We start from the raw sequence: 26,992 nt of genomic DNA on the forward strand, positions 1-26,992 counted from the left end.
ATATGATTTCATTAACACAAGGAAGTTTAGATAAATTAGAGGCCTTATTTGGCGACTTAGGCTATAAATTGCGCTATGAAAAAGGTTCTTTCCGAACCGGAGCCTGTGTTTTGCAGAATTCCAAAGTCGTGGTTGTCAATAAATTTTCTACGGTCGACATGAAGGTTGTATCCTTATTACAGATCTTGGAGACGATGGAAGTTGATGAATTATTAATTCAGGAGAAGTTAAAAGCCTTTTATCAGCAAATAAAAAAGTCAAGGATTACGGTTTGAGAATAACGTTTTTAGGTACAGGGACCTCGCAAGGTGTTCCGGTTATAGCATGTCCATGTGCGGTTTGTCATTCGGAGGATAAGCGCGATAAACGCCTACGTTCTTCGATATTGATTGAATATAATAACCATACCTTAGTTGTTGATACGGGTCCTGATTTCCGATATCAGATGTTGCGTCAACCGGTGAATCGCCTGGATGCGGTACTGATGACTCATTCCCATAAAGATCATATTGCAGGTTTAGATGATGTCAGAGCTTATAATTATCAGCAACAGCAATCTATTCCCATTTATTCCAATAAGGCGACGCATGATGCTTTAAGGAAGGAATTCTATTATGCCTTCAGTGATTATAAATATCCTGGGGTACCCCAATTGGAGTTGGAAGAAATCTTCGCGGGAAAGGCTTTTGAGCTTTACGGGAAAAATATTTTGCCTATCGAGGTTATGCATTATAAGATGCCCGTTCTGGGGTTTAGGATTGATAATTTTGCTTATATCACGGATGCCAAAACCATATCGGAGGAGAGCTTCAAATTGCTGGAGGGGGTAGAGGTTTTAGTCCTGAATGCCCTGCAACGAGAACCCCATATTTCTCATTTAACCTTGGAAGAAGCGATTGAAGTTTCCAATCGAATTCAACCCAGAGAAACCTATCTTACCCATATTTCACATCGATTTGGACGGCACGAGGACATAAGTGCTAGTCTACCGGATGGAATTTATCTATCTTACGATCAGTTAGTTATTGATTTGTTTTAAAAAAAATTGGCAGTTTAAAACAATTTGTTTGAACTGTGTGTTTATCCTTATGAAATTGAATCATTGAATAAACTATTTTAACAAAACACAAATTTTAACTACTATGGGAAATATTTTGTATTTAATCGCAGTTATTCTTGTCATCATTTGGGCAATTAGCTTTTTTGGAGGTTATGCTACTGGTGGTATTATCCACATCTTATTGGTTATTGCCATCATTGTGGTGTTATTAAGAATAATCAGAGGTAACGCTTAGATTTTATTAAATAAGAGTTGAGCAATGGCTAAGTCTTCTTCGAAGGTGATTTTCAGATTTTGATATTCACCGGGTAGGAGATAGAGGTTGTTGCTCAGCTTTTCAACAACAGAGGCATCATCGGTAAAATAATCCTCCTCGGGTTGTTCGTAAGCTTCTACTAAAAGGTCAGCCATAAATAATTGCGGGGTTTGGACCAACCAAACCGTTTGTCTATCGACAGCATGACTATTCTCTTGATTTCCTAATCTTACTGAATTGGTACTTTGTACGGCAGGGATTACTGCAGGGCGATTCTTATTACAAGTCAGGAAGAGATTATCAATCAATGCAGAACTTACCAGCGGTCTTGCGGCATCATGTACAGCGATTTTAGAATCTGCTGTTAGCGTTTGGGTATTCCTGATAAATTCAATACCATTTTTTACGCTTTGAAATCTGCTATTTCCACCTATGGTAATATGGTGTGGGATATTAAACTTATAGTTTTGACAAATTTCTTTCCAGTAATCGATCATTTGTTCAGAAAGAACGAGGATGATTTGGGGCTTGCAGTTGGAGTTGGCGAATTTTTCCACGGTATGCATCAATATGGGTTTTTCCTGAAGCAATAAGAATTGTTTCGGGAGATTTCCTCCAATCCTGGAGCCCGTACCGGCGGCAACTATAATTACAAAATGCGTAGACATACCTTAAATCACTATTAATTTGGAAAAGTAAGTAAATTATTGGAAATAAAAAACGCAGATCGTAGGATCTGCGTTTTCGTATATAGGAGTAATTTAATTAAATAATTAACATCGCATCCCCGTAGCTATAGAAGCGGTATTTTTCTTTTACAGCCACTTCATAAGCATTCATTACGTTTTCATAACCTGCAAATGCTGCAATCATTACCAATAGGGTAGATTGAGGCGTATGGAAGTTAGTAATCATTGAGTTCGCAATGCTGAAGTCATAAGGTGGGTAGATGAATTTTGAAGTCCAGTCATTCGCAGCTTTCAAGTGTTTGTCAGCAGACACTGAAGATTCAATAGCACGCATAGAAGTAGTACCTACGGCACAGATTTTACGTTTGTCGTCAATACCTTTATTTACGATACGAGCAGCTTCTTCAGAAATGATATACTGTTCAGAATCCATTTTATGTTTCGTCAAGTCTTCAACTTCCACTGTACGGAACGTACCTAGACCCACGTGAAGGGTTACTTCGGCGAAATCCACCCCTTTAAGTTCAAGGCGTTTCATAAGTTCGCGTGAGAAGTGTAGACCTGCGGTTGGAGCCGCTACAGCACCTTCGTTTTTCGCATAGATTGTTTGATAACGGAATTTATCTTCCGGGGTTGCTTTTCTTTTGATGTATTTAGGAAGCGGAGTTTCACCTAAGATTTCGATATTCTTACGGAATTCTTCGTCAGTACCATCAAAAAGGAAACGGATTGTACGTCCACGTGAGGTTGTATTATCCACAACTTCCGCAACTAATAAATCATCATCTCCGAAATATAATTTATTACCCACACGGATTTTACGTGCTGGATCAACTAAAACATCCCAAAGACGTAATTCTTTATTAAGTTCTCTTAATAAGAATACTTCGATTGTCGCGCCAGTTTTCTCTTTATTGCCATACATTCTAGCAGGGAAAACCTTAGTGTTGTTCAAAATCATTACATCCTTATCATCAAAATAATCCAGAACATCTTTGAAGATCTTGTGTTCGATTTTTCCGCTATCGCGGTGTAAAACCATTAAACGAGATTCATCTCTTTGTTCTGAAGGTTCAGATGCTAGTAATGACTCAGGAAGATTAAAGTTGAATTGAGATAATTTCATGTTATTCTACTGATGTATTATGCCCTCTAGCCTTACTGGGGCTAGATTTTAAAAAGGCTTACAAAATTACGAATTTTTCGCTGAATTATTGCCTTTTTCTTGTATTACAACAATTTAATGATAATCCTAAAGAAAAATCCTGTAGCTATGGAGGTACAATTCTGGTCCAACTAAAACGAATTTATTTAATAACATTGATTTCTATAAAATATATTGTAATTTAAAACTGACATTTACACTGTCTATTACCATTTTAGAATATTATTTTTATGGCGGATACAACAAAGAAGGGGGATTTTGCGAACGATTTACTACCTAACCCTGAAACCTTAGACGATACAATTCAACACGTCAACAACCCGGTCCTAGACCTGCCCAACATTGAGAAACTATATTTAACTGCAGTTAAAGGCTATTCACAGGAAGCCAATACGGTTTATTTTACCGATGGCAAATCCAAAGTGGAAGTTAAAGTTTACTCGGAAGATATCATTCGGATTCGATTAGCGCCCGAAGGTTCCTTCTTGGAAGACTTTTCCTATGCTATCAGTTTTAAGGAGGATAACTATGTCAGTGTGGAGGTCATTGAGGACTCTGAATATTACAAAGTCAAGACCAATACTACGATTTGTTTGATCCGTAAGTCGGATTTTAATATTTCATTTTCCGATATGGAAGGTCAGGTGCTGAACCGTGATCATTCGGCAATGCACTGGGAAGAGAACGTGGATTTCGGAGGTTACTATGTTTATTGTACCAAGGAAGCAGCTGCTGACGAGGCATTTTTCGGATTGGGCGATAAAGCAACCAATCTGAATTTACGTGGTAAACGAGTTAAGAACTGGAATTCGGACACTTATTCCTATGCATTTAATCAGGATCCATTATACAAAACGATTCCATTTTATATAGGTGTGACTGAAGGGAAGGCTTACGGTATTTTCTTTGATAATACCTTCAAGACCTATTTTGATTTTGCGGCAGAGCATCAGGACCAGACCAGTTTTTGGTCGGAAGGTGGGGAGCTGCAATATTATTATATCCAAGGTCCTAAGATGATGGATGTGGTGAAACGCTATCATAAACTTACAGGAACGCATTATATGCCGGCCATGTGGGGATTAGGATATCACCAATGCAGATGGAGTTATTATCCGGAAAACAAGGTCCGTGAAGTTGCCTACGAATTCAGGAAGCGGGAGATTCCTTGTGATGCGATTTATCTGGATATTGATTATATGGATGGATACCGTTGTTTTACCTGGAACAAACGCTATTTTCCAGATCCTAAAAAGATGATTTCGGATTTGAATGCCAATGGTTTCAAAACGGTTGTGATGATTGATCCGGGGATTAAGGTTGATGATAATTATTGGGTATTCAAGCAAGGAAAGGACAATAATTACTTCTGTCGCCGTGGGGATGACTACTTTATGGAAGGATTTGTTTGGCCAGGGAGATGTCAATTCCCAGACTTTACCAATCCAGAAGTTAGAACCTGGTGGGGAACTTTATACAAAGGGTTGGTTGATGATGGCGTTGCAGGATTCTGGAACGATATGAATGAGCCGGCGGTATTTGGTCGCGGAACATTTCCTAATGATGTAAGGCATCAATTTGAAGGACATCGGGGTTCCCATCGTAAAGCTCATAATGTTTATGGGATGCAGATGGTTCGAGCGACTTACGATGGCTTGAAAAAATTATATAAAAATAAGCGTCCATTTACGATTACCCGGGCTGCCTATGCTGGGACACAACGGTATTCTTCGGTTTGGACGGGAGATAATATTGCGACCTGGGAGCACCTTAGAATAGGAACGCTGCAGTTGCAACGTCTTTCTGTTTCTGGATTATCTTTCTGTGGAACTGACATTGGAGGCTTCACAGGCGAACCAGATGGGGAATTGTACACGCGTTGGATGCAGTTTGGCGTATTCTCGCCATTTATGCGGGTCCACTCAGCTGGAGACACCCGCGATCGTGAGCCATGGAGCTTTGGTCCAGAGTGGGAGGCAATCTGTAAGAAATTTATTGAGCTGAGATACAAGTTATTGCCATATATCTATTCTACGTTTTGGTTGCAGCATAAATATGGTGAACCTATTTTGAGGCCTATTGCCATGCTGGAACAAGAAAAGGCCAAGAATATGATTCGTGAAGAGGAGTTTGGCTTTGGTAACCAATTGTTGGTATCGCCAGTACTTCATCCAGGTCAAGCGAATAAGATTGTTTATTTGCCTGAAGGAACCTGGTATTATTATTTTGATAATACATATTATGAAGGAGGTCAGGAATATACCATCGATACCCCATTGGATGAAATGCCGTTTTTTGTTCGTGGTGGATCCATTATTCCAGAATATCCGGTGATGCAATTTACAGGAGAGCGCAGAGTAGAATCCTTGCGTTTGAACCTATATTATGCCGAAGGAGAGCATACATCGTCCTTATATTCTGACCATGGTGAAACCTTTGCATACGAACAAGGGGTTTATGTAGAGAAGCATTTTATTACGACCTGTGATGCGAAGCAAGTGAATGTCATTCAAGGAGAAGATGGCTTGTACACGCCATATTATACTGGTTTTAATTTGTATCTGGTTGGATTACCATTTGAGCCAAAGCAAATCACAGTGGACGGAAATAAGGTTTCCATGCAGCAGGATGATGAAGGGAAGTTATTTATAAAATTAGATCGCGATTTCAAGAAAATTAATATTCAATAACATATAAAAGCTAAAAAAACTAATTATGCCTCAACCAGTTGAAGTACACTCCTTATTGTCTGAATTTGATGTTTTTTTATTCAAATCCGGACGTCATTATAAGCTTTATGAGAAGTTTGGTTCTCATGAATTATTAGTGAATGGGGTAAAAGGAGTATATTTTGCGGTATGGGCGCCCAATGCCCAGACAGTTTCGGTCGTCGGAAATTTTAATGGATGGAATCCACATTCTCATCAGCTACATGTCCGTTGGGATAGCAGTGGAATCTGGGAGGGGTTTATTCCGGGGATAGAGAACGGAGAAGTTTATAAGTACCACATTCATTCGAATACGGGGGAGCATCTGGAGAAATCGGATCCTTTTGCTTTGCACACGGAGATTCCACCGATGACGGCATCTATTGTTGCCACCACATGGTTTGGCTGGAATGATTCGGAATGGATGTATAATCGTCGGGAGTACAATGCGCTCGATCGGCCGATGTCGGTTTATGAGATGCACCTGGGCTCCTGGATGCGTGATCCAAAGGATCCAGAACGGTTCCTGACCTATGAGGAGATTGCGGCTCGACTAATTCCATATATCCAAGAAACAGGATTTACACATGTGGAGTTTATGCCCATTATGGAGCATCCCTATTATCCTTCTTGGGGATATCAGATTACGGGATATTTTGCGGCGAGTTCACGATTTGGCGGTCCACAGGACCTGATGAAATTAATTGAACTTCTGCATGAAAGCCATATTGGAGTGATCTTGGATTGGGTTCCTTCGCATTTTCCGGGGGATGCACACGGACTTTATAAGTTTGATGGGACACACCTTTTTGAACATGCCGACCCAAAGAAAGGATTTCATCCTGATTGGCAATCGTATATTTTTAATTACGGAAGAAATGAGGTTAAATCCTTTTTGATCAGTAATGCCTTTTTCTGGTTGGATCGGTACCATATTGATGGATTAAGAGTGGATGCGGTGGCTTCGATGCTTTATTTGGATTATTCCAGAAAAGCAGGAGAGTGGGATCCCAATGAATTAGGAGGGAATGAGAATTTGGAGGCAGTTGCCTTTTTGAAAGAATTCAATGAAGCGGTTTCAAAATACTATCCAAGTGTTCAGACGATTGCAGAAGAGTCGACCTCCTGGTCTGGCGTTAGCCGTGCCACCTTCCAAGGCGGCTTAGGCTTTGGGATGAAATGGATGATGGGTTGGATGCATGATACGCTGGCCTATTTTAAGGAAGATCCTATCAATAGAACCTACCATCATGATAAAATGACTTTTGCCACGGTTTATGGATTTACGGAAAATTTCATGTTGCCATTATCACATGATGAGGTGGTCTATGGAAAGCAATCCCTGATCTATAAAATGCCGGGCGATGAATGGCAGAAGTTTGCGAATTTAAGGAGTTTGTATTTATACATGTTCACATTCATTGGCACCAAATTATTGTTTATGGGTGCTGAATTTGGACAGACTTCGGAATGGAATGTTAACCAATCCTTGGACTGGCACTTGCTTCAATATAAGCCTCATAAGAGCATGAAGCAGTTTGTGTCGAAGTTGAATGAGGTTTACAAGACCTATCCGGCATTATACGAAAAGGCGTTTAGTCCGGAAGGGTTCTTCTGGATTGAGTTGGCGGATCGGGAACAAAGTATTTTCGCCTACTGCCGTAGGGGACATGATTTGGAGAATGACCTGGTTGTCATCTTAAACCTCACCCCGGTCGTGCGTCATAATTTTAAATTAGGAGTGCCGCATGCTGGTCAATGGGAGTTGGTCTTGAATTCGGATGATGCAGAATTTAATGGAAGCGCCGTACCTGTGAAAAAAGTAATTTCTACGGAAAATATATCATGGATGGGCCAAGACCAATCCATAACAGTAGATCTACCGCCACTAAGTGGTTTAATTTTTAAAAGAAAACTTGGCAAATGAAAGTCATACATTTAAGTGTAGAGTGTTTCCCAGTCGCAAAGGTTGGGGGATTGGCAGATGTTGTCGGAGCATTACCTAAGTATCAAAGAGAATTAGGGATTGATGCCTCGGTGATCATGCCCTATTTTAATAGGAAGTTTACTCAGGAGCATGAATTTGACCTAGTTGCTGAAGGAGAATTTCTTCAGGGTTCGAGTTTGCTGACTTACGAAATATTGAAGGAAAAGACAGATGAACTGGGTTTTCCGTTATACTTAGTAAGGATTCCAAATCTTCTGGACCGAGAGGAGATATACAGTTATCAAGATGAGGCGGATCAATGGATTGCTTTTCAACATGCTGTTTTACATTATCTGAAGTACAATAATATTCAACCGGATGTATTGCATTGTCATGATCACCATGTTGGCTTGGTTCCGTTTTTGACGAAATGGAGCAATGAGTTCAATGAACTTAAGGGTGTTAAGACCGTTGTAACGGTTCATAATGGGCAGTACCAAGGCTGGATGTCATGGAGCAAAGGCATTGTCCTACCTGCATTTGATACCTGGAAATGGGGTTTATTGGATTGGGATGGATTAATCAATCCCTTGGCTACAGCGATTAAGTGTTGCGATGCTTATACCACAGTTTCGGAGGGCTATCTAAAAGAGCTTTTTGAGAATGCGAATGGCTTGCAGGATTTATTTTCAGATGAAAGAGGAAAGGCCGTTGGCATTGTGAATGGGATCGACACCTCATTCTGGGATCCGGAAGTTGACTCTCTAATTGACCATCAGTATTCCATGGTAACGGTAGATCAGGGTAAGGACGAGAATAAGTTGAGTTTTTGCAAGGAGTTTGGATTAGATCCGAGCAAGCCTTTATTAAGTTATATAGGGCGTTTTGCAACTGAGAAAGGGGCAGATATTTTGCCAGACTTAATAGAAAATCTTTTGAAGAAAAACTCGGGTAAATTAAGTATATTTATACTAGGTTCTGGCGATGCGCTGATACAGCAATCGATTCAGGACATAGCTCCTAACTATAAAAATGATTTAGCAGTATTCTTTGGCTACAATGAGCAATTAGCTCATCGGGTTTATGCTGCTTCGGATTTATTGATTATGCCATCACGGGTTGAGCCATGTGGGTTGAACCAATTGTATGCTTTAAAATATGGGACGATTCCTGTGGTTCGAAAGATTGGTGGTTTAGGGGATACAGTGAAAGACGTTGAAGAAGGCGGCTATGGGTTTCTTTTCAATGATGTAGATGCGGAAGAGGCTGCAGCTACAGTAACAAGAGCCATAAAATATTTGAGCTATTCGGATAATTTAACAAAGACGAGGGATGCCGCTATGGTCTTAGATTATTCATGGAATAAATCAGCAAAGAAATATAAAGAGTTATATAACCAATTACTTAAATGATATGTCGCATAAAGTTGTTTCTATTGTATTAGGAGGGGGTCGAGGAACCCGCTTGTATCCGTTGACAGACCAACGATCAAAACCAGCTGTTCCTATTGCGGGGAAATACCGTTTGGTAGATATTCCGATTTCAAATTGTCTTAATTCTGGCTATAATAAGATATATGTACTGACGCAATACAACTCAGCATCTTTAAATAAGCATATCAAGAACTCTTACAACTTCAGTATTTTCAGTAAGGGCTTTGTGGATATTTTGGCTGCTGAGCAGACCAATGAGGGTGACCGCTGGTTTGAGGGTACAGCCGATGCGGTTCGTAGGACGCAAAAGAATCTAGTCAATGTAGATTATGATTATGTTTTGATTCTTTCGGGCGATCAACTGTATCAGATGGATTATTCTGCGATGGTAGATTTCCATGTGCAGAATGGTGGCGAAATCACGATTGGAACAATTCCTGTTAGCGCGAAAGAGGCGCCAGGCTTTGGGATATTAAAATCAGATGAAGCCAATAATGTGGTTTCATTTATTGAAAAACCGACCAAGGATTTATTAGCAGACTGGACCTCTGAAGTTTCTGAGGACCTTGAGAAGCAAGGACGTAATTACCTGGCTTCGATGGGGATCTATGTATTCTCCAAAGGAGTGATGTCGAGGATGCTTGCTGAAAACAACGGAATGGATTTTGGTAAAGAAATCATTCCGGATGCGATCGAAAATTCCAAGGTATTAAGTTATCCTTTTGATAGTTATTGGACAGATATCGGTACGATAGCTTCCTTTTTTGAGGCGAACATTGGATTAACCGATGATATTCCAGAGTTTAATTTATTTGGTGAAACTGTATATACGCGAGCGCGTATGTTACCACCATCTAAGGTTTCTGGAACGACCTTGAATAATGCAATTATTGCCGATGGATGTATTATTCTGGCTGAAAAAATCCAACGTTCCGTGATTGGGATTCGATCTAGAATTGGGGAGGGAACAGTAATAAAAATGACCTATATGATGGGTTCGGATTATTATGAGGAATTGAACGAGGTGGTTGAATTGACTTCATCACAGGCCCCACCACCAATTGGCGTCGGTGAAAGATGTTATATTGAAAATGCTATCCTTGATAAGAATTGTCGGATTGGAAATGATGTAAGAATTAAAGGGGGTAAGCAATTAAAAGATGGTGATTTTCCAGAATATACCATTTGCGATGGCATTATCGTGATCAAGAAAAATGCAGTAATAGAAAATGGAAGAACCATTGGGTTCTAAGGATTTCATAAATAAGAAAAGGGTCGTTCAAATTTTTGAACGACCCTTTTTTTTTGAAAAATAAATTATTGACTTTTTAATACGTATTCATAGATCAGATAGAAGATCACCAATACAACGATTGCAAGAATAATTGTACGCTTCATGTTATTCGCAGCGGGTTGGTCATCTTTTTCTTTAATGACAGTTTCTGGAACCTTTGTAGGATCTACATCTTCTGCATTATTGATTTTGTTCCCTTGTTCATCTTCTTTTTCTTGCATAATTTACCTCCATTAGTTAAAGTATATAACAAATTAGAAGAGGTTTTGTTTAAAAAAGCTGTTAACCAGTGACTTCTCTAATTAATCCGTAGTCATAAGCCATTTTAATAGCCGAACTTAAATTAGAGGTTTTGAATTTTTCGATCAGGTTTTTACGGTGACTTTCCACAGTATGATGACTGATAAAAAGCTTTTCTGCAATTTGATGAGTGGTTAATCCCAATGCTGCTTCGGCAAGGATTTCTTTTTCACGGCGAGTCAATTTAGGGACGCTTTTTAATTCAGTACTATTCTTCTTATCAATGATTTGCTGGGTTTGCTTGCAGAGGAATTTCTTTCCATACAGAATTTCTTGGATCCCCAGTTTAATTTCATCGATGGAAGCGTTTTTCTGGATGTAACCATGCGCACCTTCTTGAAAAGCACTATTTATCACTGCAAATTCATTATGAACACTCAGCATAATAATCTTCAGGTCCTTATTACTTTTTAATAAGGGTTGAATCAGTTCCAATCCATTGGCATCGCTCAAATTGATATCCAATAGTAATACGTCGAGACGGGTTTGCTTGAGCGCATCAATTAAGCTTTTCGCGGTAGGATAACAACCGATAATATTTAAATCGGGTTCCTGAGCTAAGATATTTTTTAATCCCTCAGACAATAAAGGATGGTCATCTGTGATGGCGATATTTATCATGATTTTATGAATTTGGGGATGTAAATTTCAAAACTACTACCTTGCCCAGTTTCGGAATGAACCTGGAAGGATCCTTTCAGGAATTCTACCCTGGATTTTATATTCTGCAGGCCAGCAGATTTGTTCAGATTGGAAAGGTCATAATCAAAACCCTTACCATCATCTTCTACGGTAATATTAAATTGCTGATCTTCTTCCACCAATTGGATAATAATTTGAGAAGGATCAGCGTGCTTTATGGCGTTATTCACTAATTCCTGAATAATGCGATAGATCAGCAATTGCTGGTCCGGAGTCAAGGAATTCGTATAATGCAGGAATTGTACATCAATGTCGAGCTGTTCATTGCACATCCTGGAGGCATAGTCATTCAAAGCTTCTTGAAGTCCAAATTTCTGTAAAAGGTCAGGGGTCAGGTTGTGTGCAACCCGTCTTAATTCATCTACTGCCATATCGAGCTGGAAGATTCCTTTTTGCATTTTTTCCTGTACCTCTAAGGACGCCTTATCATTCAGATGAGAAAGCTGAAGTTTAGTTCCAGAAAGGAGTCCGCCGAGGCCATCATGCAGGTCTCGAGCAATTCTTGCGCGTTCCTGTTCCTGTCCATCCAATAAAGCCGTCAGCATGGAGATTTTAGCATGCTGTCTTTCCTGATCAATCGCCAGATTATGCAATTTTTCCCTTTGTTTCATATGCTTTGAACGTTGGGTGTAAGCATAAAATAGTAAGGTCAGCATGGCAAGTGCTGTTAACATCAAGGCGATAAAATACTTGTTCAATTTATCCTTGAAGGAAATTTCCTTTTGATAGGTGCTGATTTCTTGGGCTCTGTTTTCTGCCTCCAATTTAGAAACCTGGAGTTCTTTAACCTGCTTTTCAGCTGTTAATTTCGATAAAACCAATTCCTTTGACTGGTTATCCTGGATCAGTTTTAGGTTTTCCAGCTCTTGTTTTTGTTGGATCCCCAGGGCAGCCATCAGTTGGATCTGCTGTTCTTTCTTTTCGGCCTCAACCTGTAATAAGGCCAATTCCTGATCTTGCTTTCCTTTTTCATATTGGGCTTCAAGACGCTTGCCGATATTTAGTTTTTCCTGATCATAAACAGTTGTAAAGAGCTGGATATAATCTTTATTATATTTGATTGCATCAGCATAATTACCTTCCTTTTCACTGATTTGGGATAGGGTATGGTAAATGCTCATCAGGATTTGTTGGTCTTGTACCTGGGACTTATTGATTTCAATCAAAGATGACAACAGATGTTCTTTAGCTGTTTTAAAATTTCCTTTGTCCAGTTCCAATTCAGACAAGATCCCATAAGAAGATGCCACTAGATTATATTGTTTGGTCTCTAGAGCATTGGTTTTAGCAAGTTCTGCATAATGTACGACCTTATTCTGATACTCCTTTGGATAAAATTTAAAATACAGGTGAGCCAGATTATTGGCTACAAATGCTAGATTAGAAGGAATTGGGATTTCATTTTCTTTAGAAAGATAGGTATCCAAGGCCTTCAGGTAATATTGTTCCGCTGAGTTCCTATATTCCTGCTGGCTGTCATCTTCCAGATACTTTTGCTCGTACATATAGCCCAAGAGCATATACGAGTCAAAAATTGTCAAAGGGTCTTTTTGTTTCAGGGCGAGGTTTAAGGCGAGCTTGCTATATTTTTCCTGCAGGTCAAATTCGTTCCAATTGGAATAGATGGCGGTCAGTTCTTTATATACATTCGCTTTCCTGTTATAAATGGTTGGCGAATCCTTAGCTTGATCCAAGTAACTCAATGAAATCAGGAATTGCTTCACTGCTTCAGCTTCCTGTTGCTGTCTGGCTAAGATCCATCCATAACCATAATAGACATAACCTTTGATTTCTAAGTCCTTGCTACGGTCTGCTAGGGCCTTTGCTTTCAGAATATGTTGTCTGGAGCTGGTCGTTTCCTCAATAATCAATTTGTTGATTGCCAATATGGTATTCAGATAGGCAGCATATTTACTTTCCTTTAATTTATTGGCAATGGCCAGGTCATGATTCAAAAGTTCGATGGCTTCAGATTCACGTTGATTAAAAAATAAGGCTTGTGCTAATTTCCCGGTGGTATAGAATTTTTCAGGGTTATTTTCAGGGTATTGATTGTACTCCTTTTGAAGCTTCTCAACTAGATCTTGAGACTTTAGCATTGCAGGGCATAGAATAAAACATAAAAAAAGAAAAAAGAAGTTGAAGTGTGATTTAAATTTTTCCAGATTCATGTTCAGTCCCTGCTATTTAATTATATTATTCTCAAAAGTACATAAACAGAGCCTAATAGCTAGACTCTGTTTATGTAGTTTTTCTCTTTTAATCAATTTCTACTTTTTCACCTTTGCTATTAATAAAATAGGCGTCATCATCATCTGAGTCCATGACCGAAGCAGTACCATCATCAAAGGTAGTTCCACTACTGAATTTAATAGGAATAACGATTTTCCCTTGATTATTGATGTATCCAAACTTTTCACCTTTTTGAACAAGATGAATAGGTTCACTTTCAGAAAGAGAAATCAGGTTATAGCCGGTGGCAATTTTCTTGTTATTCTTAATATTATATAACTGATAGTAATTTTCATCTGCAGTGACAAAGACCTCCGCATTGAATTCTATAATGAGCGGATAGGAGATAGGCACGATTTCTTTTCCCGTTTTGTCCAGTATCCCTGTTTTTTCACCAATTGTAGCTGTCAAATACCCATGGCTCATATGACTAACCATATCGTATTGGGCTTTAATGATAGGTTGATCATTAGCCGCTAGGATTCCGAACTTATCACCCTCAGCATAGATATATTGTTGGTATTCTTGGTCGTAAGCCAGGAAGTCATATTTGAAAGGAATTTTGATATTTCCATTTTTGTCGATTGCACCATACTTGCTATCGGCATTGATAACCGTACTGATTCCAGCCATGAATTGGTCAACATATCCATAAATTGCTTCTGTAATGATATTGCCGTTTTCATCTTTCAGTCCCATCAATTCGGAATCCTCATCCTGATATAGGAAGCGATCCGTATCCACTTGTTGTTCTTCAGAGATTAATTCATCGCCTTCATCCCAAGTTTCGGTTGCCACAGTATCAACCTGGAGTTCCGAATAAAAAGTAGGGATTTCAAACTCCGAAGTAGGCAGGGTTTCTTGTTTGATTTTATTTGCAATAAAACCATTTCCATCAACAGATAAGGCCATTAATGCGCCTGGAACATCTTTTAGGAAAGAGAATTCACTCCAATAAAGTTTAGGCAATTTCTCCGTATACCAGATTTCTATTTTGAGGTTTTGATTTTCTTCTGTTTCAAAATCCATAGTAGCAATAGCTAGTTTACAAGGCATACCTAGAATGGTTTTGGTTTTACCGGGTACCGTTTCAATAGAAACGAGGTCCTCCTGAGTTTCAAAAGTGGAACCTTCGCCCATTTTATAATATTCTTCAGATTCAGTGAATAGATAATAAGATTGGTTGTTGGATTTGTTAATAATCAAAAAGCTAGGGGTTGCCTCGTTTTTTGTGATTTTAATAAAGTTATCATTTAACCAAACTCTCAAAAAGAAATCTTCAGTTGGTTTTAATTTGTCCATATCCTGTTCGCTTGAGAAAGATTGATAGTCGATCTTGTGGACTTTCTGATTTTGAGCTAGCAGGGTCGATTGACCCATGCAAAGGAAAAGGATGGAGATAAATAGTTTTTTCATTAGCGATAAATGTTACAATGCAAAAATGAAAATAAAGAATCTAAATATCTATCCCTGATATCAGCGAATTTGGGGGAACTGTGTTGTTTAATATGCTTTCCAAATATTTCTAAATTTTTGAGAAATAGTTCGGGCATCAAATTTTTTTATGATCTGTGTTTTAACATTTGGTTTTCCATTATTTTGATACATTAGTATTCTTAATAAGTAATATAATAGTGAACTAATAATTAAAAATTGCTTATTTATTTTGTTTAAAATATATTGAAATCAGCCTTACTTTTTGTTATTTTTGAATTAACTTAAACGAGTAACTAACAAAATTTTAATGAAGTTAATTATATAATAATATTTAATTAACGAAAAGCCAATATTGTGTAACCTTTCTTTGCATGCAAAGAAATTGAACTTAAACCATGAAAAAACACTCTGCATTTGTGCCCATTCTAGTGGGCTTATCGCTACTTTCTTGGTCAGCAGCACATGCCACTTATAGGCATGTACCCCATGATCGGGCGTATGAAATTAGTCAAAACATTATTCGAGGCAAGGTAGTTTCCGAGACTGGTGAGTCAGTAGCAGGAGCGACGGTGAGTAATATCACGTTGGGTTCCGTGGCGCAGACGGACGAGAGCGGGAATTTTGAATTATCAGGATCAGTTGGTAATGAACTTCGAATTTCTATGGTTGGTTTCACAACTAAAACGATTTCTGTAACTGGAAGTCAGATGAATGTGACTATAGTTTCCTCGGACCAAAACCTTGATGAAGTGGTCGTAGTAGGTTATGGTAAACAGAAGAAAGTGAATCTGACGGGAGCCGTTGCTCAAATTGACTCCAAGGTTTTACAGGACCGACCAGTTGCCAATGCTACTCAGGCATTGCAAGGGGCAGTACCTAACTTGAACATTAACTTTACCAATGGTAGGCCAGGAGGAGAAGGAAAAGTCAATATTCGTGGGTTTGCCTCCATTAACTCCGCGAATGCGGCTCCTTTGGTCTTAATCGATGGAGTTCCGGGGAACATCAACACAATCAACCCAAAAGACATTGAATCCATTTCGGTATTAAAAGATGCATCCGCAGCGGCAATTTATGGTGCTCGAGGTGCATTTGGGGTAATGCTTGTTACTACGAAAAAAGGACAGGCTGGAAAAATGACCATAGGGTATAGCAATAACTTCGGAAGTTCTGACCTTACTGTAAATACTGATTTTATTACCACAGGGTATGATGCTGCTGTTTTAAATGATGAAGCCTTCCTAAGAGCTACGGGTAACCGCTATACAGGTTATACGGATGAGGATTATGCGGAATTATTAAAACGTAAGAATGATCCTTCATTACCTTCGGTAGTGATTCAAAATAGAAATGGTAAAGATCAATATGTGTATTATGCGAATACAGATTGGTGGAATACTTTCTATAGGGATAAGATGAATTCCATGGAACATGCCCTGACTTTTTCTGGAGGTTCGGAAAAAATGGATTATTATATTTCTGGAAGGATGTATAAGAAAGGTGGTATCATGAAAATTCAGCAGGATAAATTTGAAGGCTATAACCTAAGAGCACGTCTGAATGGTCAAGTTCGGGATTGGTTGAAAGTGAGCAATAATAGCCAGATCAACTATCAGAATTATACCTTCCCAGGCTGGAATGGTAGTGTGGATGCGAATAATAACTTTATTTCAACCACAGTGCATGCCTTACCATCCTATGTCGCACAGAATCCGGATGGAACAGCCACTTATAGAACTGAGTTGAATAACTATAACATTGGTGATGGTATCATGGCGGATTTGCTATATGGTAAATCCAAAGGTGGGGAGAAGGAATATGAGTTTATCAACCTTTTTGAGGCAGTAGCTCAAGTAATGCCAGGGTTAACAGTTACAGGTAATTATACCTTTACTTATAATCCTATTGATAAATTTAACAGAAGGGCTCAGGCTCCATGGTCCGTTTATCCTGGGGTTATCAGCTATTTAGGGAATGACCAGTTGGTACAGAATTTAGAAAACTATAAAAAACATTCCTTAAACATCTTCGCGAACTTCAATAAGAGTTTCGGGGATCACAATTTTGGTGCTACTGCAGGTTATAACCAAGAATTGAGTATATGGAGAAATGTTGGTGGAACGCAAACTAACCTATTATCGGAAGATTTAAATGACTTTAACTTAGGTACAGGGGTTCCATTACTACGTGGAGGCGAGCAAAGCTGGGCCTTACAAGGGTTCTTTGGAAGGATTAACTACGATTATAAGGGTCGTTATCTTTTAGAGGTTAATGGTCGTTATGATGGTACGTCGAAATTCCCTGCAGGTCAGCAATATGGTTTCTTTCCTTCCTTTTCTGCCGGTTGGCGTATTATGGAAGAACCATTCTTGGAATCTGCAAAATCCTACATCAATGAGGCTAAGTTAAGGGTGTCTTATGGATCATTGGGTAATGCCCAAGAAGCAAGTGCTTATGGATATATTCCATTGCTGGGTGCTGGAAACTCAGCTTATATCACCAATGGGGGGAGAACGCAATATTTAAGTTCACCATCTCCTATTTCACAAGATTTAACCTGGGAAAGAACAAGCACGTTAAATTTCGGGGCAGACTTCGAGTTTGCTCAAAACCGATTGACGGCTTCATTCGACTACTTTATCCGCGAAACCTTAGATATGTTAATCCCTGGGAAAACCCTTCCTTCGGTTTATGGAGCGAGTTCTCCGAAAACCAATGCCGGCGATTTAAGGAACGTAGGATGGGAGCTGTCGATGGCTTGGAGAGATCAATTCCAGGTTGCAGACAAACCATTTGGCTATAGCTTTGGATTAGGTCTATCGGATTCGAAGGCGAAAATTACGAGGTTTGACAATCGTGAGATGTTGTTGAACAACTACTATGTTGGTCAAACATTGGGTGAAATATGGGGCTATAAGATTGATGGCTTATTCCAATCGAATGAAGAGGCTGCAAATTGGGATGTGAACCAAGATAAGGTGGATGCACGTCGTTTATCAGCGCCTGGAGACTGGTCTAAATTACAAGCTGGAGATCCACGTTTTGTTGATTTAAATGGTGATAAGGAAATCAGTCAGGGATTAAACACTTTGGATAATCCTGGCGACCAGATCATCATCGGTAATAATAGAGCGAGATATAATTTTGGGGTTAACCTAGGTGCTAATTGGCAAGGATTTGATGTTTCGGCTTTCTTCCAAGGAATAGGAAAACAAAATTGGTGGCCGGGATCAAATTCAGATAAATTCTGGGGTCCATATTCAAGACCCTATTATTCATTTATCCCTAAGGATTTCGTAGAGGATGTATGGACACCTGAGAACCGGGATGCTTATTTTCCATTGCTACGTGGCTATGTTGCGCTAGATGGTAATAGTTCATTGAATGTGAAGTCAGATCGTTATTTACAAGATTTGGCATATATCCGTTTAAAGAATTTGACCATTGGTTATACGCTTTCCAGCAACATCATGAGCAAATTAAAGATGAGCAGTGCTAGAATTTATTTATCGGGTGAAAATCTTTGGACAGCGACAAAATTGAGGTCTAAATATATTGATCCAGAGCAGGCCGCCCAAGAATCCAATGGTAGAGCATACCCATATTCTAGAACATTTTCTTTTGGACTTGATTTTACTTTCTAAACCATGAAAAACTCATTTATATTATATATTCTACTAGCTGTACTATTTACAGGCTGTAGTAAAGATTATTTGGATAGGCAACCCGGAGCGAATATTACGCCGGATGTATCCTTCAAGAGTGTCAAAGATTTGGAATTGTTTACCAATTCTTTCTATGATGCAGCCTTACCTTCGGCCGAAGGGATTTACAATGAAGCGATTGACAACATTGTTAAAACTACCCTTCAAGATGAATTGACCGGAAAACGTATCGTACCTGTAAGTGGTGGTGGTTGGTCATGGGGAAATTTAAGAAACATTAATTTTTTCTTAGAGAATTGTTATAACCATTTATCGAAGGAAGAAGCAGCGCCTTACGCTGGGGTTGCGAAATTTTTCAGAGCCTACTTCTATTATGACAAAGTAAGAAGGTACGGAGACGTGCCATGGTACGGGAAGGTATTGGATGAAAATAATGAAGCGGAATTGATGAAGCCTCGTGACAAGAGAACTGTAATCATTGATTCTATTATGGCAGATTTGGATTTTGCGATCAATAATATGATTAATTCCAAATCAGATGAAAAGGCAACGAAATGGACAGCTTTGGCATTGAAATCAAGAGTTGCATTATTTGAAGGTACATTCAGGAAGTATCATACCGAATTGAATTTGCCAGATGCGAATAAGTATCTGGAAATGGCAGCAGCAGCTTCCAAAGAGTTGATGGATGCTGGACAATACAGTTTATATACTGGTGCTGGTGCAGAATCTTATGGTAAGTTATTCAGCTCGGTGACTAGTATTCCTCAAGAAGTCATTCTGGCTCGTAAATTCTCAGATGCTTTACAGATCTGGCATAATGTGAACTATTACACGATTACGGCCTCGTACGGAAAGCCAGGCTTAGAGAAGGATTTAGTGAACACCTATTTGATGAAGGATGGTTCTCGTTTTACGGATAAGCCCAACTATGATAAAATGACCTTTTTAGAGGAGGTAAAGGATAGGGATCCGAGACTAAAGCAAACCATTCGTACTCCGGGATATACGAGAATAGGGGGTGCAGCGCCAATAGCTCCAAATTTTGGTAATTCAGTGACTGGATATCAATTGATCAAGTTTGTAGGGGATGTTAAATATGACAACTATAACCGTTCTGAAAATGATATGCCAATCTTTAGATATGCGGAAGTACTATTGAATTACGCAGAGGCTAAAGCAGAATTAGGAACATTGAGTCAAGCAGATTTGGATGCCTCCATCAATTTAATCCGAGCAAGAGCAGACATGCCTGCAATGACTTTAGCGGCAGCTAATGCTAAACCAGATGCCTACCTTGCTAAAAGTTACCCGAATGTAGCTGGCGGCATGAAAGGTGCAATTTTAGAAATCCGTCGTGAAAGAAGAATTGAATTGGTGATGGAATCTTATCGTTGGGACGATATCTTACGTTGGAAAAATGGTCAATTCCTGACTCGTCAATTTAAAGGAATGTATTTCCCAAGTATTGGAAAATTTGATCTGGATGGGGATGGAAAAGAAGATGTTTGGATCTATGAAGGAACAAAACCAACAGCTCCAGGTGTTCAATTATTGAAACTTGGATCGGAGATCTTATTGGAAAATGGTACTAGTGGAAATGTTATTATCAACGCCCATATCAAAAAGACGTTTGATGAGAAAAGAGATTATTTCTATCCACTTCCAATTCAAGAATTGGAGTTAAATAAGAATTTAACACAAAATGAAGGCTGGAAATAAAAGCTAATTATATAATGAAAAAGCCGCATTCGATTGAATGCGGCTTTTTTGTTATCTATTCGGTTGAATTATTCAGTTTGGAATGTTTATATCCGTAGAAGAAATATACCACAAGTCCGATTGCTAACCAAATCAAAAAGATAATCCAGTTGCTGGTTCCTAGTTCGGTCATTAAGTATAAGTTGATCAGGATTCCAATGACTGGCAATAATGAAAAGTTGAATTTATAAGCCATGACAGACATAATAATCCAAACCAACCAAAAGATGATGATAAGCGATTTATGCTCCAAGATATAAAGGAAATCAAGGTCTTTCCATTCTTGGAAAACTCCTGGGTTGAACTTCCATATCAAAAGCCAAGCAGCTATGAATCCTATTCCAATCAGGTACTTAGCATTGACATAAGGCACCCTGAATTTAGATTGTTTTGAGAGTCCAGAATAGTCCATATAAAGTACTCCGGCACAGACTAGAATAAAGGCGAAAAATGTGCCTACCGAAGTTAGGTCTACGAAGAAATCCATCTTGAAGAACATCGATGGAAGCGCGACTACGAAACCAGTAACAATCGTTGCAAAGGATGGGGTTTTATATTTTGGATGGATGGTAGCGAATTTTTTCCATAATAATCCATCGCGACTCATGGTCATCCATATCCTTGGTTGAGCTAATTGATACACCAATAAAGCACTGGTAATGGCAATAACGGAGGTTACTGAGATTATTCCTGCAAGATAATCTACCCCAATATATTTAAACACAAATGCCAATGGATCTTTTACATTCAACTCGGTATAGTTAACCATTCCGGTCAATACCAAGGTAATGCCTACATATAAAACTGTACAGATCAACAAGGTAATGATCATGGCTTTTGGAAGGTCTCTTTGTGGGTTCTTACATTCTTCAGCGGTGGTAGAGATAGAGTCAAAACCAATGAAAGCAAAGAATACGGCGGCTACTGATCCTAGGACACCATGTAATCCATTAGGAGCAAAGGGCACCCAGTTTTCTGGATTGACGAAAAATGCACCACCGATGATAATTGCTAGGATAACTCCAATTTTGACCATCACCATGATATTGCTTGCGCGTCGAGACTCTTTGATTCCGCGGTAAACCAACCAAGTAATCAAGGTGATAATGACTCCCGAAGGAAGGTCAAAAATAATAGGGACATCGGCTATTCTAGGAGCTGATTCATAAGCTTTCAGGCCAAGTTTATCAGCGACCGTCAGTGCTTCAGGGCCTGCTATAATGAGTTTCTGATGAGCCTCCAGAGCATATTGCGGCGCCATCGAGAGCCATGCAGGAATATGAATACCAAAGCCTTCTAGCATGGTTACAAAATATTGGGACCAGGAAATGGAGACGACAATATTGGATACTGCATATTCTAATACCAGTGCCCAACCAATAATCCAGGCAAACAGTTCTCCGAATGCCACATAGGCATAGGTATAAGCACTTCCTGAAACAGGGATGGTACTTGCGAATTGCGCGTAAGAAAGAGCAGTAAAAACACAGGCGAAGGCAACAAAAACAAAGAGTAGGGAAATGGCAGGTCCACCTTCGAAGCTGGCAAGACCAATGGTACTGAATATTCCGGCTCCCACAATAGCGGCAATTCCCAAAGAAACCAAGTCACGAACCCCGAGGACCTTATTCAAACTTTCAGATTGACCTTTTTCCTTGATAATTAGTTCAAGACTTTTTCTTTTGAAGAGCTTATTTCTCATTTACGATGGTTTGATTTTAAAAGTCAACAAAAGTAGATATAATATTCAAACCCTAGAATGATAATTTTAAGAAAATATTACTAAGGTTTGAGAAATATTATTTTACATAGGTTTAATTTATGGGTTTGCGGTATATCCGTCTAGCATCTCTTGTGTAGGAACAAAGAATAAGGTTCCTGTTTCTGCGGTGCTAAAGTCAAGGATCCGGTCGTAATTCCCAATTGGATCGCCTAGAAACATATTCTCCAGCATTCTTTTGGTAGTGGAGAAGGTATTTGCATAGGAGATAAAATAAGTGCCAAATTCACCTTTGGAGGGGTTAGAAAATGGGAGGTTGTCACGAACGATTTTTAAGTCATTACCATTTTCGTCGGTAATACTTGCCAAGGCACTATGAGCATTCTTAGGTTTTACCTCATCGGTCATTTCAATATCCGTTAATTTATAGCGGCCGAAGGCTTTTTCCTGTTCCGAAGTCGGTAATTCTTCCCAGGCCTTTAAATTATGTTGATACTTCTGAACGAATAGGTAACTGCCACCTTCATACTGCGGATCTTCTTTGCCAACCAAGGCAAATTGAGCTCTTTCATCACCGATAGGGTTTTCAGTTCCATCGACAAAACCTAGGATGGATCTTCCATCCCAATATCTGAATCCATGAACTTCGACCAGATTATCTGCCACTGGGTTGATAATATCATAAATATCCTTAGCCATTTCGTAGCAAATACCAGCATTGATGGCACGTAAATGAAAGTGCAAATCGCCTTCGGTGGAAACCGCGGTATGTTTAGCTCCTGCGATAGGTTCGAAGGTTTTAAGTTCTTTAGGCAGTGGGGTAGGCATTCCTAATTTTTTCCAGGCTTCATATCCTATTCCCATGATACAGCTGGTTCTACCTTCGGGAATACGAACCACAAAGGAATGGTTAAGATTAGAAACCAAGGCGCAAAGTCTTTCAAAAACAGGCTTATAGTCAGTTCCTTCTTTAAATTTCCAAACTGAGAAAATAGTGTTGTTATTCGGGTAATCCGTAATATTCTGCGATTGGGTTGCCATAGATGTTTTTTAATAGTTAGATAACTAATTTAGGAATTCTAAAGGTTAGAATAAACCCCAATTTTAAAAAAAAGATGATTTCCGAGGAGATGATCCATAAAAAAACGCCAATCGTATGATTGGCGTTGTGGTTATTAATAATTAATAACCTTATCTAGTTCTTTTTCATCCATGGTGACCTCATTGAGATAGCGTTCAAGACTATCATCAAGTTCCTTCATCCAAGGGGTGTGATGCGGTTCTGCACTGGTTTCATCCATCACTGATTTATAAACCTGATCTCTATAGTTCAAGATATTGACTTCTTTATCATTCAGCCAGCTTTTGAACATTTCAGCTACGCGATCCAGATCGAATGCTGGATAATCCGTATAGCTGATCAGATTTTTAATATAATCTGTTTGGAAGTCCACATGGTCTGGACCAGTTACTGTTTTAGCCTCATAGTCCATCCATTGCTTAATATCTGCATCTCTAACTTCCTTTTCTGGGAATTCAATTCTTCCCAACATATAATCTCGAGCAAACCAAGCCTGGGTATCAAACATATTGAAAGTGTAGTATTGATCTTGCATTCCTAAGAATATAAGTCGTTCATTTTCATTGAATACCACGCCTTTATATAAATTGTCTGGGTACAGACAGTTTTTAGTTTTCAATCTTAATTCATCCGGAAGGAACGGGAATTTATGTTGGTATCCAGTACAAAGGATTACGGCATCAAAATCTTCTGTAGTGCCATCTTTAAAGAAGGCTGTGTTGCCTTCAAAATGAGTTACCAGAGGTTTTTCCTTGATTCCTTCAGGCCATTTTGTTCCGATAGGGTTTGTTCTATAGGAAATGGTCACTGACTCGCTGCCATGTTTGAAACATTGCACAGCGATGTCTTCAGCTGAATAGCTACTACCAATCAAAAGCAGTTTCTGGCCAATGAATTGATCCGCCCCTCTAAAGTCATGGGCATGCATAACAGCTCCGGGGAAATTGTCAATACCTTTGAAGTAAGGCATATTTGGAGTAGAGAAGTGACCTGTTCCAACTACCAAATAGTCGAAATACTCTTCGAAAGTTTCATTTTTCTGAAGGTCATCAAATACCACTCTAAATTGTTTTTTATCTTCTATATAATCTACCCAGCGGGCAACCGTATTAAATTTAATATAATCTCTTGCGTTACTTTTCTTGATTCTACCCTGAATATAATCGAATAATACTTCTCTTGGAGGGTAAGAAGAGATAGGTTGGCCGAAATGTTCTGAGAATGTATAGTCGGCAAATTCCAAACACTCTTTTGGTCCGTTGGACCATAAATATTTATACATGCTACCATGCAATGGTTCGCCATATTTACCTACACCTGTTCTCCAGGTATAGTTCCACATGCCGCCCCAATTATCTTGTTTTTCATAACATTTAATTTCTGGGATGGGATTACCTTTTTTCTGTTCTGATTCAAATGCTCTTAACATAGCTAAACCACTAGGGCCAGCTCCAATAATTCCAACTTTAAAATCTGTCATATTTTATTCTTTTATTTTATAATTTAAAAATCCATTTTTCAATAAGCCATTAATTGCTGAAAATGCGAAAGGCTTTATAGGTCCCCATCAGGGGAAATAGGAGGCGTGTTTATTAGTGTCGTAAAAATTTTACGATTAATAGAAACGCTAAATTAAAGGAAGATGTTAATTAGGTGATGCTGAATGATCATTGTACACAAAAATGTGTTTTTTTCCTTCACTGCTACAAAGGTACGAATAATATTCATTAATTAAAAATTTTAACGAAATAATATTCTGATTAACCAATGGTTTTTCGGGAAAACCAATGATTAATATTTAGTTTTCTGAAGGATATTTTAGCATGGTTGAAATTGGAAGACAATTGGTAAAAATGCTGAGATTCTGCTTCTTTGGTATATGATTTGCTTTTTGAAAATCATCTAATTTTTTATTGATTTTCCGGCTAATTTTTCAAATAAATTAAGGCAATGCATGGATTTGCGCAAAATCTATTTATTTTTAGGAGGAATTTAAAAGACATATATGGCATCAGGAATATTTGCGGTTTTGGATGATATCGCCGCTCTAATGGACGACGTAGCAGTAGCGAGTAAAATTGCAACCCGAAAAACCGCAGGTATATTAGGGGATGATTTAGCCGTAAATGCTGAAAAAGCAACGGGATTCCTGGCCTCCAGAGAATTGCCCGTCCTTTGGGCAATTACAAAAGGTTCATTTATCAATAAACTGATTATTGTTCCGATAGCACTCTTGTTGAATGCCTTTTTACCTGTATTAATCAAGTATATTTTATTGGTAGGTGGCGCATATTTAGCCTATGAAGGTGCGGAGAAAGTTATTCATTACCTTTTTCATCGGAAAAAAGAGGGACAGGAGGTTATTCAGGAGCAAGCTTTGGAAGGAGAGGCTGCCGAGTCAGCAAAAGTTAAATCCGCCATCACAACAGATTTTATTTTATCCGTAGAAATTGTAATCATCGCCTTAGGAACAGTTCTAGAGGAAAGTTTGGCGATTCAAATATTGACGGTTTCTGTTGTTGCAATTGTTGCGACTGTCGGAGTTTATGGAATCGTAGCACTGATTGTAAGAATGGATGATGCTGGACATAGTTTAATAAAAAGATCGAACGACAAGGGTATAGCAGCTAAATTGGGACATTTATTGGTAAAGTTATTACCGATAGTTATCAAGGCTTTAGGAGTTATTGGTACCATTGCACTATTGTTAGTAGCAGGAGGTATTTTCGTTCATAATATTGATTATTTCCATCATCTACTTCCCAATATACCTTCCATAGTAAAAGAATTTGGAATGGGTATTATTGTTGGTTTTGTGGTGTTAGGGATTGTGTTATTGGTTCAAAAGGTTTTTGGACTGGGGAAGGCAAAACACTAAAATATTTGTAAGAGGCATAAATTTTGTGCATTTTGTGCTGCATATCTGGATCATTATTCCTAAGCCGATTTGATCCTTAAAAAAATGAATTTAGAGCTAATATGAAAAATACATTAAATATTCTTTTATTTATCGCCATTGTTATTGGGTTTGCCTCATGTTCAAAGGATGATGAAGAAGCAAAAAATCCAAAAGACACTGCTGAATTAATTGGCAAATGGGCGCGGATAGATGGGACAGGTGGTGCTGATACGAGTATTGTCGATGGTCCGCATCTAGATACGATTAAAGTCATTGAATTTTTAGACGCAGCAAAGGTAAAGGTAAGCCGTGGTGAGTGCTGTAATTTCGGTACAAAACGCGATAAGAATCAAGAAGCAGCCTATGAGTATTACTCAGTCAATAATTCTGAACTTGGAGGAACTGCTGATAGAATAAAGTTTGATAAGTGTAATCGCGGAATGCCCGTGGTTGTTCATGGTAATACACTTCGCCTAGGCTATGGCACTCAAAGTGGTGCTTTTGAGGAATATAGAAAGGTAACTCCTGCAGATACCACAGGTACTCCGGAGATTCCTACAGAACCAACCGATCCAGGTAATACAGAAGGATAGGGAATAATAAGAAATATAGAAAAGTCCGTTTAAAAAAAATAAGAATTTTTAAAAACGGATGTTATATAGA

Annotated in this window: 20 protein-coding genes; 11 read left to right on the forward strand and 9 right to left on the reverse strand. The window is 38.8% G+C overall.

The features are described 5' to 3' along the window. The first annotated feature begins 2 nt into the window (after positions 1 to 2). The 3 genes from PZ892_RS06670 to PZ892_RS06680 all read left to right on the forward strand — a co-directional run bounded on the left by PZ892_RS06670 (position 3) and on the right by PZ892_RS06680 (position 1,295). Positions 3 to 275 (forward strand): hypothetical protein, encoded by a 273-nt coding sequence (locus PZ892_RS06670; protein WP_094257003.1) that lies wholly within the window; start codon positions 3 to 5, stop codon positions 273 to 275. Then, positions 272 to 1,039, forward strand: a complete 768-nt coding sequence (locus tag PZ892_RS06675) for an MBL fold metallo-hydrolase (protein WP_277712553.1) — start codon at positions 272 to 274, stop codon at positions 1,037 to 1,039. The genes PZ892_RS06670 and PZ892_RS06675 overlap by 4 nt, the downstream gene beginning before the upstream one ends. Positions 1,040 to 1,142: 103 nt before the next feature. Then, positions 1,143 to 1,295, forward strand: coding sequence for a lmo0937 family membrane protein (locus PZ892_RS06680; RefSeq protein WP_138090834.1), 153 nt, complete (start codon positions 1,143 to 1,145; stop codon positions 1,293 to 1,295). On the opposite strand, the gene PZ892_RS06685 is transcribed toward PZ892_RS06680, so the two are convergent. Both PZ892_RS06685 and queA read right to left on the reverse strand, forming a co-directional pair. After that, positions 1,292 to 1,984 (reverse strand): 2-C-methyl-D-erythritol 4-phosphate cytidylyltransferase, encoded by a 693-nt coding sequence (locus tag PZ892_RS06685; protein ID WP_277712554.1) that lies wholly within the window; start codon positions 1,982 to 1,984, stop codon positions 1,292 to 1,294. The genes PZ892_RS06680 and PZ892_RS06685 overlap by 4 nt on opposite strands. A gap of 97 nt (positions 1,985 to 2,081) precedes the next feature. Then, positions 2,082 to 3,131, reverse strand: a complete 1,050-nt coding sequence (gene queA / locus PZ892_RS06690; protein WP_094257006.1) for a tRNA preQ1(34) S-adenosylmethionine ribosyltransferase-isomerase QueA — start codon at positions 3,129 to 3,131, stop codon at positions 2,082 to 2,084. A gap of 269 nt (positions 3,132 to 3,400) precedes the next feature. Between queA and PZ892_RS06695 the strand changes: the two genes are divergently transcribed. From PZ892_RS06695 to PZ892_RS06710, 4 genes are read left to right on the forward strand one after another with little or no spacing between them, the layout of a single operon-like run. Next, complete coding sequence (locus tag PZ892_RS06695) at positions 3,401 to 5,860, forward strand: glycoside hydrolase family 31 protein (RefSeq protein ID WP_277712555.1); 2,460 nt, start codon at positions 3,401 to 3,403, stop codon at positions 5,858 to 5,860. Between the two features lie 25 nt (positions 5,861 to 5,885). Next, positions 5,886 to 7,805 (forward strand): 1,4-alpha-glucan branching protein GlgB, encoded by a 1,920-nt coding sequence (gene glgB, locus PZ892_RS06700; RefSeq protein WP_277712556.1) that lies wholly within the window; start codon positions 5,886 to 5,888, stop codon positions 7,803 to 7,805. Further along, positions 7,802 to 9,217: a glycogen/starch synthase gene (locus PZ892_RS06705; protein WP_277712557.1), complete on the forward strand. Its 1,416-nt coding sequence runs from the start codon at positions 7,802 to 7,804 to the stop codon at positions 9,215 to 9,217. The genes glgB and PZ892_RS06705 overlap by 4 nt, the downstream gene beginning before the upstream one ends. A 1-nt stretch (position 9,218) precedes the next feature. Then, the gene (locus PZ892_RS06710) at positions 9,219 to 10,490 is read left to right on the forward strand and encodes a glucose-1-phosphate adenylyltransferase (RefSeq protein WP_277712558.1); all 1,272 of its coding nucleotides are present in this window, start codon (positions 9,219 to 9,221) and stop codon (positions 10,488 to 10,490) included. Between the two features lie 65 nt (positions 10,491 to 10,555). On the opposite strand, the gene PZ892_RS06715 is transcribed toward PZ892_RS06710, so the two are convergent. The 4 genes from PZ892_RS06715 to PZ892_RS06730 all read right to left on the reverse strand — a co-directional run bounded on the left by PZ892_RS06715 (position 10,556) and on the right by PZ892_RS06730 (position 15,182). Next, positions 10,556 to 10,753 (reverse strand): hypothetical protein, encoded by a 198-nt coding sequence (locus PZ892_RS06715; protein ID WP_094257011.1) that lies wholly within the window; start codon positions 10,751 to 10,753, stop codon positions 10,556 to 10,558. 61 nt (positions 10,754 to 10,814) lie between these two features. Continuing rightward, positions 10,815 to 11,453: a response regulator transcription factor gene (locus PZ892_RS06720; protein WP_182498816.1), complete on the reverse strand. Its 639-nt coding sequence runs from the start codon at positions 11,451 to 11,453 to the stop codon at positions 10,815 to 10,817. After that, complete coding sequence (locus tag PZ892_RS06725) at positions 11,450 to 13,633, reverse strand: ATP-binding protein (RefSeq protein ID WP_277712559.1); 2,184 nt, start codon at positions 13,631 to 13,633, stop codon at positions 11,450 to 11,452. Before PZ892_RS06725 ends, PZ892_RS06720 begins: the two co-directional genes overlap by 4 nt. 160 nt (positions 13,634 to 13,793) lie before the next feature. Beyond that, positions 13,794 to 15,182: a WG repeat-containing protein gene (locus PZ892_RS06730; RefSeq protein ID WP_277712560.1), complete on the reverse strand. Its 1,389-nt coding sequence runs from the start codon at positions 15,180 to 15,182 to the stop codon at positions 13,794 to 13,796. 416 nt (positions 15,183 to 15,598) lie between these two features. Here PZ892_RS06730 and PZ892_RS06735 point away from each other — a divergent pair, with 416 nt between their 5' ends. Together PZ892_RS06735 and PZ892_RS06740 are read left to right on the forward strand one after the other, a co-directional pair. Continuing rightward, positions 15,599 to 18,847: a TonB-dependent receptor gene (locus PZ892_RS06735; RefSeq protein WP_094281422.1), complete on the forward strand. Its 3,249-nt coding sequence runs from the start codon at positions 15,599 to 15,601 to the stop codon at positions 18,845 to 18,847. A gap of 3 nt (positions 18,848 to 18,850) precedes the next feature. Beyond that, complete coding sequence (locus PZ892_RS06740) at positions 18,851 to 20,590, forward strand: RagB/SusD family nutrient uptake outer membrane protein (protein ID WP_094281424.1); 1,740 nt, start codon at positions 18,851 to 18,853, stop codon at positions 20,588 to 20,590. A 55-nt stretch (positions 20,591 to 20,645) separates the two neighbouring features. On the opposite strand, the gene PZ892_RS06745 is transcribed toward PZ892_RS06740, so the two are convergent. The 3 genes from PZ892_RS06745 to PZ892_RS06755 all read right to left on the reverse strand — a co-directional run bounded on the left by PZ892_RS06745 (position 20,646) and on the right by PZ892_RS06755 (position 24,910). Then, entirely contained in the window at positions 20,646 to 22,331 is a 1,686-nt protein-coding gene (locus PZ892_RS06745) for an amino acid permease (RefSeq protein WP_277712561.1), read from the reverse strand. A gap of 117 nt (positions 22,332 to 22,448) precedes the next feature. After that, a complete protein-coding gene (locus tag PZ892_RS06750) occupies positions 22,449 to 23,390 on the reverse strand; it encodes a Dyp-type peroxidase (RefSeq protein ID WP_277712562.1) in 942 nt (313 codons plus the stop codon). 134 nt (positions 23,391 to 23,524) lie between these two features. After that, positions 23,525 to 24,910: an NAD(P)/FAD-dependent oxidoreductase gene (locus PZ892_RS06755; RefSeq protein WP_277712563.1), complete on the reverse strand. Its 1,386-nt coding sequence runs from the start codon at positions 24,908 to 24,910 to the stop codon at positions 23,525 to 23,527. A gap of 525 nt (positions 24,911 to 25,435) precedes the next feature. On the opposite strand from PZ892_RS06755, the gene PZ892_RS06760 reads away from it, so the two are divergent. Continuing rightward, positions 25,436 to 26,308 carry a DUF808 domain-containing protein gene (locus PZ892_RS06760; protein ID WP_277712564.1) on the forward strand — a complete coding sequence of 291 codons (873 nt, stop codon included), beginning with the start codon at positions 25,436 to 25,438 and terminating at the stop codon, positions 26,306 to 26,308. Positions 26,309 to 26,409: 101 nt separating this feature from the next. Then, positions 26,410 to 26,922 (forward strand): hypothetical protein, encoded by a 513-nt coding sequence (locus PZ892_RS06765; RefSeq protein WP_094257021.1) that lies wholly within the window; start codon positions 26,410 to 26,412, stop codon positions 26,920 to 26,922. Positions 26,923 to 26,992: the final 70 nt, after the last annotated feature.

It is taken from the genome of Sphingobacterium sp. WM (assembly GCF_029542465.1).
Taxonomy (GTDB): domain Bacteria; phylum Bacteroidota; class Bacteroidia; order Sphingobacteriales; family Sphingobacteriaceae; genus Sphingobacterium; species Sphingobacterium cellulitidis.